Annotated in this window: 12 protein-coding genes; 8 read left to right on the forward strand and 4 right to left on the reverse strand. The window is 70.2% G+C overall.

All coding sequences use genetic code 11. From position 1 onward, the window contains the following. From ABR571_RS14165 to ABR571_RS14190, 6 genes are all read left to right on the forward strand, one after another. On the forward strand, positions 1-1,304 hold a 1,304-nt coding region (locus ABR571_RS14165; RefSeq protein WP_409453849.1), incomplete at its 5' end, for a hypothetical protein. A gap of 48 nt (positions 1,305-1,352) precedes the next feature. Continuing rightward, on the forward strand, positions 1,353-2,981 hold the full coding sequence (locus ABR571_RS14170) for a long-chain fatty acid--CoA ligase (RefSeq protein ID WP_409453850.1): 1,629 nt from the start codon (positions 1,353-1,355) through the stop codon (positions 2,979-2,981). Between the two features lie 168 nt (positions 2,982-3,149). After that, positions 3,150-6,038, forward strand: a complete 2,889-nt coding sequence (locus tag ABR571_RS14175; RefSeq protein WP_409453851.1) for a fibronectin type III domain-containing protein — start codon at positions 3,150-3,152, stop codon at positions 6,036-6,038. Positions 6,039-6,060: 22 nt separating this feature from the next. After that, positions 6,061-6,678, forward strand: coding sequence for a DUF4232 domain-containing protein (locus ABR571_RS14180; protein ID WP_409453852.1), 618 nt, complete (start codon positions 6,061-6,063; stop codon positions 6,676-6,678). A 30-nt stretch (positions 6,679-6,708) separates the two neighbouring features. Continuing rightward, complete coding sequence (locus ABR571_RS14185; RefSeq protein ID WP_409453853.1) at positions 6,709-7,926, forward strand: MFS transporter; 1,218 nt, start codon at positions 6,709-6,711, stop codon at positions 7,924-7,926. Further along, positions 7,923-8,366 carry an acyl-CoA thioesterase gene (locus ABR571_RS14190; protein WP_409453854.1) on the forward strand — a complete coding sequence of 148 codons (444 nt, stop codon included), beginning with the start codon at positions 7,923-7,925 and terminating at the stop codon, positions 8,364-8,366. Before ABR571_RS14185 ends, ABR571_RS14190 begins: the two co-directional genes overlap by 4 nt. On the opposite strand, the gene ABR571_RS14195 is transcribed toward ABR571_RS14190, so the two are convergent. From ABR571_RS14195 to ABR571_RS14205, 3 genes are read right to left on the reverse strand one after another with little or no spacing between them, the layout of a single operon-like run. Further along, positions 8,353-9,324, reverse strand: a complete 972-nt coding sequence (locus ABR571_RS14195) for an isopenicillin N synthase family dioxygenase (protein WP_409453855.1) — start codon at positions 9,322-9,324, stop codon at positions 8,353-8,355. The genes ABR571_RS14190 and ABR571_RS14195 overlap by 14 nt on opposite strands. Position 9,325: 1 nt before the next feature. Further along, positions 9,326-9,772, reverse strand: coding sequence for a nucleoside deaminase (locus tag ABR571_RS14200; RefSeq protein ID WP_409453856.1), 447 nt, complete (start codon positions 9,770-9,772; stop codon positions 9,326-9,328). After that, on the reverse strand, positions 9,769-11,163 hold the full coding sequence (locus ABR571_RS14205) for a purine-cytosine permease family protein (RefSeq protein ID WP_409453857.1): 1,395 nt from the start codon (positions 11,161-11,163) through the stop codon (positions 9,769-9,771). Before ABR571_RS14205 ends, ABR571_RS14200 begins: the two co-directional genes overlap by 4 nt. Before the next feature lie 157 nt (positions 11,164-11,320). Between ABR571_RS14205 and ABR571_RS14210 the strand changes: the two genes are divergently transcribed. Next, on the forward strand, positions 11,321-11,731 hold the full coding sequence (locus ABR571_RS14210; protein WP_409453858.1) for an SRPBCC family protein: 411 nt from the start codon (positions 11,321-11,323) through the stop codon (positions 11,729-11,731). A gap of 2 nt (positions 11,732-11,733) precedes the next feature. Then, positions 11,734-12,225 carry an SRPBCC family protein gene (locus ABR571_RS14215; protein ID WP_409453859.1) on the forward strand — a complete coding sequence of 164 codons (492 nt, stop codon included), beginning with the start codon at positions 11,734-11,736 and terminating at the stop codon, positions 12,223-12,225. 88 nt (positions 12,226-12,313) lie between these two features. Here ABR571_RS14215 and ABR571_RS14220 read toward each other — a convergent pair whose 3' ends face one another. After that, on the reverse strand, positions 12,314-13,897 hold the full coding sequence (locus ABR571_RS14220) for an FAD-binding oxidoreductase (RefSeq protein WP_409453860.1): 1,584 nt from the start codon (positions 13,895-13,897) through the stop codon (positions 12,314-12,316). Between the last annotated feature and the right edge of the window lie 47 nt (positions 13,898-13,944).

Raw genomic sequence — 13,944 nt, forward strand, 5'->3', positions numbered from 1 at the left:
CACCTGGTCGGTCTCTGATGACCCAACCCCTGCCCGCACCACTGCCGGTCTCCGTGCGCGGGGGCAGTTCGGGAATCACCGCCGACTGCGAGGCGATGGTGGCCCTCGCCGCCCGATTCGGCGCGGTCGGTGAGGACACCCTCGGCGCTGCCCTCAGCCTGCACGGTTACCTGGCCGCCCCGACTGTCGTCAGCTCCTCGGTGTTCGATCCGGTCGGCTTCGCCCGCTTCGAGCTGGAGCTGCTGAGCGCGCTCGACGGATGGCGCGGGCTGAGCTGGGCCGGCGTCGAATGCGGGGCCCTCGACGCCGAGCTGCGGCTGGCTGCTGCCGCCTACGAGGGCGTCGATCGGGTGAGCAGCCGGGTACAGGACGTCGTGCTCGGTGCGCTCACCGCCGGGCCGGCGCTGACCGCCGGGGCCGCCGCACTGGCCGCCACCGGCAACCCGCTGTCGGCCGCCGAGGCGGTGGTGGCCCGCGATCCGCAACTCGCCGACGTGGTGGTCACTGCCCTCGGCGTCCCCGCGCTGCTCACGACGATCGGCAAGCGCGTGCCCGACGGGCACGGCGTCCTCCGGCGGGCGCGGGTCGACCGGCGCGGCGTTGCCGGGCGTCCGCCACGCCGGCTGACCGACGTGCTCCGCGACCTGTCCCAGCGCAACGGCGACGCCGCACACGGCGAGATCGACGTGCGGATCCTGACGATGCCCGACGGGTCGCGCCGAGCGATCGTCGACATCACCGGGACCAAGTCGTGGGACCCGCTGCCCACCCACGACATCACCAGCTTGACCACCAACGGCCGGGCGCTCGTCGGCGAGCGGACCGCCTACGAGGACGGCGTGCTGGCGGCGATGCGCCGCGCCGGTGTGCGGCGCAGCGACAAGGTGATGCTGGTCGGCCACAGCGAAGGCGGCATGGTCGCGGTCACCACCGCGCGGGACGCGTCGGCCAGCGGCGAGTTCGACGTCACCCACGTCGTGACCGCGGGATCGCCGATCGGCCACACCGCGGTCTCGTTGCCGCGCCGGGTGCAACTGCTGGCCCTCGAGAACTCCCGGGACGTGGTCCCGCATCTCGACGGCGTCGCCAATCCCGACCGGCCCAACGTCACGACGGTGTCGTCGCCCCGTGGGGACGGGACGGTCCTCGGCGACCACGACATCGACGGGTCCTACGTGCCGGTGGCGGCCGACGTCGCGGCCAGCCGCAACGGTTCCGTCCGCGACTTCCTCGCCGGCGCGAAGACCTATTTCCAGGCAACCGGCGTCGAAACGCATACCTATCAGGTGCAGAGGAGGTACTAGTGCGCCGACCGCCTTGCCCGCGACCGCTTCCTGAGCGACGATCGCGGCATGCTGGGTCTGATGCAGGACGTCCCCCTGACCACCAACTGGATCTTCGCCCGCGCCGGCCGGTACTACGGCGACAAGCCGATCGTGACCCGGACCGTGACCGGCATCGAGCGCCGAACCGTGGCCGACGTCCTCGCCGAAGCGCGCAAGATCGCCGGCTACCTCGACTCGGTCGGAATCTCGGCCGACGGGCGGGTCGGGACGTTCGGATGGAACACCGCCCGTCACCTCGCGCTGTACTTCGCCATCCCGGGCACCGGACGGGTCATGCACACGCTGAACATCCGCTACTTCCCCGAGCAGGTCATCTACACCGTCAACCACGCCGAGGACGAAGCGATCTTCGTCGACCGGTCGCTGCTGCCGTTGTTCGAGAAGTACCTTCCTCAGCTCGAGAGCGTGCGGCACGTGATCGTGATGGACGACGGCGCGGCGGCCGCGCTGCCCGACGATCCCCGCGTGGTCCGCTACGAGGACGTGGTGGGGCCGGCGGAGGAGGTCGACTTCAGCGACCGCGTCACCGACGAACGGCAGGCCGCCGCGCTCTGCTACACGACGGGCACCACCGGCAATCCCAAAGGCGTGCTGTACTCCCACCGCTCGACCTGGCTGCACTCGAACGCGGCCACCACCGTCAGCACGTTCTCGCTGAGCGACCGCGACCGCGTGCTCCCGGTCGTCCCGATGTTCCACGCCAACGCCTGGGGCCTGCCCTATGCCTGCCTGCTGGCCGGTGCGTCGATGGTCATGCCCGGCCCCGATCTGTCCCCCGGGTCGATCATGGAGCTCCTCGAGTCGGAGAAGGTGACCTTCACTGCCGGCGTGCCGACGATCTGGATGGGCATGGTGCCCCTGCTCGAGGGACGCGACCTGTCCTCGCTGCGGCTGATCGTGTGCGGCGGCTCGGCCGTCCCGCGCGTGCTGTCCGAGACCTACCGCGAGAAGATCGGCCTCCCCATCACCCAGGCATGGGGAATGACCGAGACGTCGCCCATCGGGTCGGTCGCGGTCGAACGCGGCGAGTTCGCCGACGCGCCGGAGGACGAGAAGGCCGCCGTTCGGGCTACCGCCGGACTCGCTCCGCCCGGTGTCGAGCTGCGGATCGTCAGCGCCGAGACCGGCGAGACCCAGCCGTGGGACGATGAGGCGACCGGCGAGCTCGAAGCCCGCGGTCCCTGGGTGGCCCGGCAGTACTACCGCACCGACGAGCCGGGCGAGCAGTTCTCGGCCGACGGTTGGCTGCGCACCGGCGACGTCGCGGCGATCTCGCCGCTGGGCTACGTCCGCTTGGTCGACCGCACCAAGGACCTGGTCAAGTCCGGCGGCGAGTGGATCAGCTCCGTCGAGCTGGAGAACCAGATCATGGCGCACCCCAAGGTCGCCGAGGCGGCGGTGATCGCCGTGCCTCACCCGAAGTGGGGCGAGCGCCCGCTCGCCTGCGTCGTCGCGAAGGACGGCGAACAGGTCAGCAAGGAGGAGCTGCTCGCCTTCCTCGGCGACCGGCTGAACAAGTGGCAGATCCCCGACGACGTCGTCTTCATCGACGAGGTGCCCAAGACCAGCGTCGGAAAGTTCTCGAAAAAGACACTTCGGGACAAGTTCGCCGAGTACGAGCTGCCGCTGCACTGAATTTCTGCGAGTTCCCGGCGTGTCTACCAGCCGCCACACTTGTCACATCCGTAACATCGATGGTTTCATCATCACGTCCGCGTTACATCGCGGGCGGGCGCTCGGCTGGGCAGGGCGGCGTCCGACGACTCGCGGCCTCGGGGCCGCCGGCCGACGGGATTCTCAAAGATGATTCGACGCAGCCCCCGCGTCTCGTACTCACGATCGGGCGCCATCGTGCTGCGCCGGCCACCCCGTCGGCGCCGCGGGGTCGCCGCGCTCGCGGCGGCACTGTCGGTCATCGGGATCTCGGTCGTCGGCGGTGCCCAGCTGCTGGGCGGCGCTGACGCCGCCACCCTGCCCGGATCGCCCGTCGGGGTCGGGGAGCACATGTACGGTCGGCCCGGCGGCGTGCGTTTCGTCGGCTGGGCCGTCGATCCCGACACCCCGCTGCCGATCTCGGTCGACATCACGGTGGACGGGGTGCGGATCGGGTCCTCGATCGCCGACCGCGCCCGGCCCGATGTCGCGCTCAAGTACCCGAGCGCCGGCCCCGATCACGGCTTCGACACGGTCATGCCGGTCAGCGAGGGGAAGCACACGCTGTGCGTCATCGCCGACAACGTCGGCGCGGGCGCCAACACGACCCTGCGCTGCTCGACCTACACCCTCGACTACGGGCCGGTCGGCAAGGCCGAGCACCTCACCGCCGCCCACGGCCATATGAACGTCTCGGGCTGGGCCTTCGACCGTGACGACCCGACCGCCCCGGTCACCATCAGCGTCGCCGTCGACCAGACGATCACCCGCTTCCCGGCTTCCGGGTACCGCCCGGACATCGCCACCCAGTACCCGGGCGTCGGCCCCAATCACGGCTTCGCCAAGACCCTTGCGATCAGCCAGGGCAAGCACAACGTCTGCATCCGCGCCACCAGCATCGGCTTCGGCGCGGACAACACGCTGTGGTGTTCCACCTTCACGCTGAACGACAGCCCGCGGGTCGGCATCAACCAGATAGGCCAACACGCCGGTGCCCTGCGGGTGTACGGATGGAGCTGGGACCCGGACGCGCCGACGTCGCCGCTCACGATGACGATCACCGTCGACGGGATCGCCCACTCGGTGCTCGCGAATCTCAACCGGACCGACGTGGCCACGGCCTACCCCAGCGCCGGGCCCGCGCACGGCTTCGACCAGTCCTATCAACTGACCGAGGCGACGCACACCGTCTGCGTGACCGCGCACAACGTCTTCTACGGCAGCAACACCGCGCTCGCCTGCCGCTCGGTTGTCCTCAACTTCCGGCCCACCGCGTCGTTGGCCGTCCCGACGGCAACGGCCACCGGCGCCAAGGTCACCGGCTGGGCCAGTGACCCCGACACCAGCGCGGCCATCCCCGTCCGGCTGACGGTGGACGGCGTCACCGCGACCACGGTCACCGCGAACGGCGCCGGCACGACGCACACCGGGCACAATTTCAGCGCGGCGCTCACGATGAAGTCGGGAACCCACACGATCTGTGCCATCGGGATCAACGTCCTCTACGGCACGCGCAACTCGGTCGCGTCGTGCCAATCGATCACGCTGGCCCTGCGCCCCATCGGAGCCTTCGAAAGCCTGACCCGGGACACAGCGACGACCAATCTGCAGGTCACCGGCTGGTCGATCGATCCCGACACCACTGCGCCGGTGTCCGTCGCGGTCACCCGTGACGGCGTCGCGTATGCAACCGTGGCGGCCTCGGCCGCCCGTTCCGACATCCCGACCAAGTACCCCGCGTACGGCACCAACCACGGTCTGTCGGCGGTCGTCACTGCCGACGCCGGGGAGCACACCATCTGTCTGACCGCGAAGAACGTCGGCGGCGGGTCGGATGTGTCCCTCGGGTGCAAGGTCGTCAACGCCGTCAACCCGGTCGCCCCGTCCGCGCCGCGTTCAGTGGCGGCGAGTGTCGGCATCGGCACGGCCACCGTCACCTGGGTCGCGCCGGCGTCGGACGGCGGAGCGCCCTGGACCAAGTTCACGGTCGTCGCGAGTCCGGGTGGCAAGACGGTCGTCGTCGGTGCCGCCGCCCGATCGGCGTCCTTCACAGGCCTGGCCAACTCCACCGCCTACAGGTTCAGCGTCACCGCCACGAACGTCGCCGGAACCTCGCTGGCCGGGGTGTCGCCGACGGTGACCACGCCGAGCGGGATCCCGGCCCAGACGACCGCCGCGCCGGTGTCGACCAGCCGCTACATCCGTAACATCCGCACCGCCACGGCCACCGAACTCAGCGTGATGCGCGCCGAGGGACAGGCCGACGCGCTGGCCAACCCCTCGGGACACCGTTATCTGATCCTGCTCGACATCGGCGGTCAGGATCAGGCCGACGGCGGTGTCGTGCTCAGTGCGACGACCCGGTTCGTGACCTATGCCGACCTGGTCATGTGCCTCAAGTCCTATGTGGACGGCTACCACAGCGGTCAGCGGTCGAGCGCGCCGGTGACCATCGCCATCGGCACGAACAACGACATGGACGTGTCCTCGACCAGCGGCAAGGCGTGGGCCACGCAGGCGGTCAATCCGGTGGTGACGTACGCGGCCCAGTACGCCAACATGACGATCGCCGGCGCCAACGACATCGAGCCCGGTTTCCGGTCCACCTACAGCGCCACCAGCAGCTGGCTGAGCGGCTACCTCGCCAACACCGGGGCCCGGTTCGTGTTCAACGGCTCGGCCGACGGCTGCTCGTGGACCGCCGTGAACCGCACGTGCAACAACGGCTGGACGATGGCCGGCCTGTACAACCTGGCCGCCGGCGCGGCGCCGACCAGGACGCAGAACCTGCCGCAGGTCTACAACTACACGATGGCCGACCAGTGGAAGTACATCTCGCTGACCGGCATCGCGTTCGCCAAGCCGCGCATCAACTTCCTCGGGCCGCTGACCGAGTGGACGGCCTGCTCGCAGGCCGGCAGCTGCGGGAGCATCACCGGCGTATCGGCGTGGAACAAGCTGTGGGCCGACCTGCAGTCCGACGCCCGCCTCCAGGTCTCGAGCCTGCCGCACGCCACCGACCTGCGGATCGACTCGTGACCGCCTGTCCGGCGGCCACCACATGATTGCGAGGCACGGGGCCGGCCTGTTCGCGGCCCTCGCGCTGCTGGCCGCGGTCACCGCGTGCACCACGTCCGGCCACCCGTCGGCCGCGGTCTCGAGTTCCCCGGCTGCGCCGAGCACGCCGGCCAGCAGTGCGCCGCCGTCCCCGGTCAGCTCCGCTGCGCCGACCTCGGCCCCGCCGTCGACCTCCCCGGCAACCTCCACGAGCGCGCCGGCGCCGGCCGTCTCGTCGGCGGCGCCGCACTCGACCTGCACGACGGTGACCGTGCGGGTCATCAGCGGCTCGGCCAGCCTGGGCCAGGAGATCGCCGCGTTGCAGTTCACGAACGCGGGAACGAAGACCTGCGTGCTGGCCGGCTTCCCGACGGTGACGCTGTTGCGCAACGGACAACCGATCGGCCATCCGTCCCAGCCCTCGTCGCCGACCACGTCCAAGCGGACGCTGGCTCCGGGCGATGTGGCGGAGAGCGTCCTGCACGACTACACCCAGACCTGCAACGCCCCGCTGTCGGACAGCGTGCGGGTAGGCGTTCCCGGCAGCACGTCGACCGCCATCCGGCCGGCCGTGATGCGCGGGTGCATCCTTCGGGTCGACAAGCTGGGTCCGCCGCAGTAACCACGGTCCGCGCACGGCAGGATGGCGTCAGTGAGGTCGGTGCCGTCGTCGCAGTCATCAGCACCGCCGCGGAACCGGTCGTGGCTGCTGATCGCCGCCCTGGCCCTGACCGGGCTGACCATGCGCACGGCCGTCACGAGCGTGGGCGCGGCGCTGGACGACCTCCAACGCGGGCTGCACGCGTCCGGGACCGCGGCCGGGGGCATCACCACCTTGCCGGTCATCTGCTTTGCCGGGCTCGGTTCGGTCACCCCGCGTCTGTCGCGCCGGTTCGGCGCCCACCGCCTGCTGGTCGCCGCGCTGCTGCTGAGCGCGGCCGGGGCGGCGCTGCGACCGATCGGTGACAGCGCCGTCTGGTTCGCCCTGCTCAGCCTCGTCGCGCTGTCAGGGGGCGCGGTGAGCAATGTGCTGCTGCCGAGCCTGGTCAAGGAGCACTTCCCCGACCACATCGGCGCGATGACAGCCTTGTACTCGACGGCGCTGGCTGTCGGGACGACGGCGGCTGCCGGGTTGACCGTCCCCATCGGTGATGTCGCGGGCGGGTGGCGCGGTGGCGTCGGGTCGTGGGCGGTGTTCGCCGTGCTGGCCGCCCTGCCGTGGTTGCCGACGATGCGCCATGACCGCGCGCACTTGGACACGCCGCGGGCGATGCTGTCGATGGCTGCGCTCACCCGCAGCCGCACCGCGTGGGCGTTGACGATCTTCTTCGCCGCCCAGTCGATGCAGGCCTACATCAGCTTCGGCTGGTTCGCCCGCTTCCTCGACGACCACGGCCTCTCGCACGGTACGGCCGGGGCGATGGTCGCCGTACTCTCCGCCGTCGGCATCCCCGTCTCGCTCGTTGCGCCACGGGTGCCGCAGCGCCACCACCGCGCGCTGCTCGTCGGCTTCGGCGTGTGCAACCTCATCGCCTACACCGGCATGGTCGTCGCCCCAGCGGGCGGCGCGTGGGTCTGGATGGTGCTGGCCGGGGTTGGGGCCGGGAACTTCCCGGTCGCGCTCACCCTGATCGGCCTGCGGTCCCGCACGGCAGCCTCGACGGCGGCGCTGTCGGCCTTCGTCCAGGCCATCGGCTACATCGTGGCCGGCACCGGTCCGCTGCTGTTCGGTGCCCTGTTCGACGCGACCGGTTCATGGGCGCTGCCGATGACCGTCCTCTACGTCGCGCTCGCCGTCACCCTGGCGGTCGCCTGGCCGGTGACCGCCGATCGATTCGTCGACGACGAGCTGGCAGCATCAGCGGCATGACTCCCGACGATGCGCGGGCGCTGCGCCGCTCGGACTTCGCCGTCACCCGGCAGCTGCCGACCCGGTGGTCCGACGACGACAACTACGGGCACGTCAACAACACGGTGCACTACCTGATGTTCGACACCGCGGTGAACGGGTGGCTGATCGAGGCGTCGGGCGTGGACATCCGGCACCTGCCGGCGATCGGCCTCGTCGTCGAGACGTCGTGCCGCTACTTCGCCGAGCTGCGCTTCCCCGAGGTGGTCACGGCCGGCCTTGCTCTCGAGAGGCTGGGTACCTCCAGCGTGATCTACCAGCTCGCCCTGTTCGGCGAGGGCGCGGACGAGCCGGCGGCCGTCGGCCGCTTCGTCCACGTGTACGTCGACCGGGACGGCCGCCGCCCCACGCCCGTCCCGGACGAGATCAGACGGGCGCTGGAGCAGCTCAGCTCATCGTGATCGCGTCGAGGCGCTCGCGGAGGAAGTCGCGGGCGATCACCGGCTCGTGCTGGTTCGGCCGGCCGATCGGCGGTTGCAGTGCTTCGACGACCGTGTCGTGGTCGGCCTCGTAGAAGTACACGAGGCTCACCAGATCCTCGTCCGGCGCGCTGGCCTGAGGCGGCAGCACGCGATGGCGGTTGGACTTCCACCGGTTCCCGCTCCAGCGGGCGAGCAGATCGCCGGTGTTGATGGTGAACGCCTCGGGGTGGAACGGGGCGTCCTCCCAACCACCGGTCTCGGTCCAGACCTGCAGCCCGCCCTTGCCCGGTTCGCGGTCGAGGATCGTCACCGTTCCGAAGTCGGTGTGCGGGCCGATGCGGAACTGGTTGTCCTCCGGCGCTCCGGTCACGTCGAGCGGCGGGTACCGGTTGATGTTCATGGTGTGGGTCGAATGGCCCGTGTGCCGCGTGAAGAAGTCGTCGGCCAGCCCGAGCCCGGTGGCGCACAACCGCAGCAGTTCGTCGGCCAGCGCCTGCATCCGGGCGAGGTAGTCGACGACGGCGGTCTCCAGCTCGGGTACCTCGCGCGGGAAGACGTTCGGCGGGAACCAGTACCCGTCGATCTCCGGGTCACCGGTGGGGCGGTCGGCCCCGACGGCGAACGACTCCTTCAGGTCCGGCGGCGTCGCGGTGCCCTCGGAGTAGGCGTTGGCCTCGACGCCCGGCGGCAGCCATCCGCGACCCGAGACCGTGACGGCGTAGGCCTGCTTGGTCTCGACCGGCAGCGCGAAGAACCGGCGGGCGGCCTGCCGTACGGCGTCGCGCGCGGAGCGGGGGACGCCGTGACCGGTGACCAGCAGGAAACCCACGTCCTGCAGGGCGGCGTCGACGGCGGCGGCCACTTCGGCGCGCTCGGCGTGGTCGCCCTCGAACCACGGCTGCAGATCGATGAGCGGGACGGACGATGGGGTGCTCATGTCAGTCGACTCCGATGTCCTCGTTCCACAGATCCGGACGGGCGGCGATGAAGTCCGTCATCATCTGCACGCAACGCTCGTCGTCCAGCAGCACGACGTCAACGCCGTGCTCGGCGAGCCAGTCGTGGCCGCCGTAGAACGTCTGCGCCTCGCCGACGACCACCCGCGAGATGCCGAACTGCCGGATCAACCCGCTGCAGTACCAGCAGGGCGACAGCGTGGTGACCATCGTCGTGCCGCGGTAGCTGCGCTGCCGGCCGGCGTTGCGGAATGCGTCGGTCTCGCCGTGGACGGACGGGTCGTCGTTCTGGACGCGGCGGTTGTGGCCCCGGCCGAGGACCGACCCGTCGGCCCCGATGAGCGCGCCCCCGATCGGGATGCCTCCCTCGGCGAGGCCGGCCTGCGCCTCTTCGATGGCGATGTTCAACCAGGCGTGATAGTCGCTCACACCCGCTCTTTCTGCTTGAAGATCGGGAAGAGCGCCGCGTACAACAGGCCCGCGACCACGAAGCCAACCTCGAAGGTGAGGTCACCGAGCTTCGGGTGGTGCGTCGGGAAGTAGCCGACGTATTTCGGCGGCTGGTTGGCGAACAGCCAGATGGACAGCGCGGTGGCCACGCCCATGGCGATCGGCCCGGCCCAGTTGACGTTGTTCTTCTCACCCAGCCACATCGTCGCGTTCTGGTTGCGGCGGAAGATCCGTTCGAGGAACACCACGGCGAGCCAGGGCCCGATCCAGTACGAGATGATCAGCAGGAAGTTCTCGTACTTCGACGCGGTGTTGCCGTGCAGGCCGCTCAGCGCGACGAAGAATCCGATCAGGCCGAACACCACGGCGACGACGGCCCGGGCGATGTGGGTCGGCAACTTGATCCCGACGGCGACGAAGGACAGCGCGCCGGAGTAGATGTTGAGCGCGTTGGCCGCGACCGCGCCGATGGCGATGCAGAGCAGGGCGAGCTTGCCGAGCCAGGTCGGCAACAGGTTCGAGAACGTGCTCGGGTCGACCGCGGGGTTCTTGGTCGCGGTGGCGACGGCGGCGCCGACGATCTCGAGGAAGACGCAGGACACGAGGACGCCGGCCCCGGCGAACAGGCCGACCGCCTTGCGCGGCGAGTCCGGTGCGAGGTAGCGCGTGTAGTCCGCCGCGTATGGGTTCCAGCCGCAGGCGTACCCGAACGCCGCGGCCGTCATGATGAGGAAGCCGCCGATCCCGCCGTGATACGAAGCCGGCGCGGAGAAGTGCGCCTTGCTGAAGACGATGATGCCGCCGATGACGAACACGACCGTCAGCACCGGGAACGCGTACCGCTCGAAGGCGTGCACCAGGTTGTGGCCGAGGAACGCGATGACGATCTGCGCAACGACGATGATCACCAGGCAGAGCGGCTTGGGCAGCCCGTGGGCCAACGCGTGCAGGGCCAGCGCACCACTCACACTGTTGACGGCGAACCAGCCGATGCCCGCGACGAGGGAGTTGACGCCGGCCGGCATGATGTTGCCGATGAAGCCGAAGGCCCGCCGGCTCAGCACCATCTGCGGCAGCCCGCTGGCCGGCCCCCAACTCGACAGCACGGCGTGCGTGACAGAGCCGAGCAGCGTGCCGAGGACGATCGCCAGGACCGACTGTTTGAAGTCCATCCCGAATGCGATCGGGCCGAGCAGCCCGACGGTGATCGTCGCGAACTCCATGTTCGGCGACGTCCACGTCCAGAACAGGCCGTGTGGCTTGCCGTGGCGCTCGTCCAGCGGAATGGCCTCGACGCCTCCGGGTTCGACCGCAGCGACCTTGTCGCCGTAGTCGCGGTTCGGGTCGTCGACGACTGGCATCACTGACATGGGCAGGCTCCCTCAGCTGACGGGTGACGCGCGTATTACAACACGGCGGGGCGTACGGCATGCTGCTCGAATGGCCCGTTGGTATTCGCTCGATTCTGCCGATATCACCATTTTCAGTACGGCGTCACAGATATACCGCTACCCCATCCGGTTGCGCGTGCCGCCCGCGCGCGTGTGGGAGTCGCTCGCGTCCGACGAGAGCCTGGCGGCCTGGGGACTGGGCGTTCGGCGGTTGACCTGGACCACGCCGCGCCCGTTCGGGGTGGGGACGACTCGAGAGGTCGTGCTGCCACTGGGATCGATGACGGTCCGCGAGCGGTTCTTCCGCTGGGACGAGGGCTCGGGCTACTCCTTCTACGTGGAAGCCGCCAACCGCCCCGGCCTGCGGCAGTTCGCCGAGAACTACGTCATCGAGCCGGACGGCGACGGTGCGCTGCTCACCTGGACGATCGCCATCGAGCCGAAACGCCGGTTGGCGCCGGTGATGAAGATCCTCGGCCCGGTCAACAAGGCGGCCTTCGGCCAGTTCTCGGCGGGCGCGAAAAAGTACTTCGCGACGCACCCGTAGCCATGGCCCGCTGGTACCCGATGGGTGCGTGCGACGAGTCCTTCTTCACCGACGCCTCGCATGTCTACCGGTACTCGACGCATCTGCCGGTTCCGCCGGCTCGGGTGTGGGAGTCACTGACGTCCGAGCACAGCGTCGCCGACTGGACGCCCCTGTTGAAGTCGATCGAGTGGACGTCGGACCTCGGGCTCGGCGCCACCCGCACGGTCGTGCTACCGCTCGGAGCAGTGACGTTCCACGAGCACTTCTTCCGTTGGGAGGAGGGCTCGCGCTTCTCGTTCTACGCCCGCGAGGCGAACCGCCCGATGTTGCGCCGCTTCGGCGAGGACTACCTGGTCGAAACGGACCGGGCGGGATCGCGCTTCACGTGGACGTTCGCGCTCGAGGGCAACCGGGTGAGCGCGCCGAGTTTGAAGCTGACCAACCCGTTGAACGCGCTGATGTTCCGGCGCATCGCGCACAGTGCCGAGGGCTTCTTCGCCGCGCACCCCTGACCTGAGTCGAGGCTGGAAGCTGAAGGCAACAGCGGCGCGCGAGAGCCGGCTGGAAGGAAAAACAGCAGAAGAGTTCCGGGGAGGCGGGTTAGAGCAGGACGCCGGGGTTGAGGATGCCGGCCGGGTCGAGTGCGCCCTTGGCTCCACGCAGCGCGGCCGCGAACGGCTCCGGCCGCTGCCGGTCGTACCAGGGACGGTGGTCGCGCCCGACCGCGTGGTGATGGGTGATGGTCCCGCCCGCGCCGGCGAGCGCGTCGGACACCGCGGCCTTGATCTCGTCCCACTGCGCCACCGTGCTGCCCCACCGTCCGCCGGCGTAGATCCCGAAGTAGGGCGCCGGACCGTCCGGGTACACGTGTGTGAAGCGGCAGGTGACGATGCCGCCGCCGGCGATACGGGCGATGGCGTCGTGCGCCGCGCCGATGACGGCCGCGTGCAGTGCCTCGAACCGATCCCAGGTGCACGCGGTCTCGAACGTCTCGACGATCATCGCCCGGCGCGCGAGCGCGTCGCGTTGATAGGGCATGCGCAGGAAGGACGCCCGCCAGTCGTCGGCTGCCCCCGTCCGCTCGGCCGCGCTCTCCGGCCCCGACTCGACGACGCCGTCCGGTGTTGATCCGCGGTGCTCGCGAGCGATGCCGAGGGCCCGCGTCAGTAGCGTCCCCACCGGGTGGTCGGCCGACTCGAAGGCCAGCACGAGCAATCCTCCGGCCACCCCGACCCCGGCGTTGATGAACGCCTCGGCGGCGTCGAGCAGCCGGCAATTCGCGGGGTGGAGCCCGGCCTGGGCGATCTCGCGGGTGGCGTTGACCGCGGCCGGGTAGGAGTCGAACCGCACCGCCGCCTGCGCGCGCCAGCGGGGCCGTGATTGCACGCGCAGCCAGGCCTCGGTGATGACGCCGAGCGTGCCCTCCGACCCGAGGAAGAGCCGGTCGGGTGACGGGCCGGCTCCGGAGCCCGGCAGGCGGCGCGATTCGCTCACCCCGACCGGTGTGACGACGCGCAGCGACTCGACCAGGTCGTCGATGTGCGTGTAGAGCGTGGCGAAGTGTCCACCGGCGCGCGTGGCGAGCCAGCCGCCCAACGTCGAGAACTCGAACGATTGTGGGAAGTGGCGCAGGGTGAGCCCGTGCGGGCGGAGCTGCGCCTCGAGCCGCGGTCCGAGGACTCCGCCCTGGATCCGCGCGGCCCGGGAAACGGGATCGACCTCGATCAGCGCGTCCAGCCGGCCGAGGTCGAGGCTCACCGCCGGGCCGGCGAAGCGCGGCTCGATGCCGCCCACGACCGACGAGCCGCCGCCGTACGGGATGACCGCCGTCCCCTCGCGCGAGCACCAGTCCAGCACGTCCACGACGTCGCGTTCATTCCGCGGCCGGACGACCAGGTCGGGCACGTGGTCGAGCGATCCGTGCACGTTGCGCACCACGTCGCGAAACGCCTTGCCGTGCGCGTGCGCCGCGCGGTCGGCCGATGCGTCCGAGGCGAGACCCGCGAGGGTCGACGGTGGCGAGATTCGCGCCGGCGGCAGGCCGAGCGCGGCCGGGTCCGGCGGCGCATGGTCGGTCAGGTCGTGGTCGGGCAGCAGGGTGCTGATCCGGCTGGTCAGCGCCTCGAGTTCAGCGCCGGCAACGGCATGCTCGTCGGTCCCCCAGCCCCACCACGACCGGGTCACTTCTCGGTGCGACCGGTGAACTCCGCCATCGAGTTGTAGACGCCGAC

This window comes from Jatrophihabitans sp., assembly GCF_046262535.1.
Classification (GTDB): Bacteria; Actinomycetota; Actinomycetes; order Mycobacteriales; family Jatrophihabitantaceae; genus Jatrophihabitans.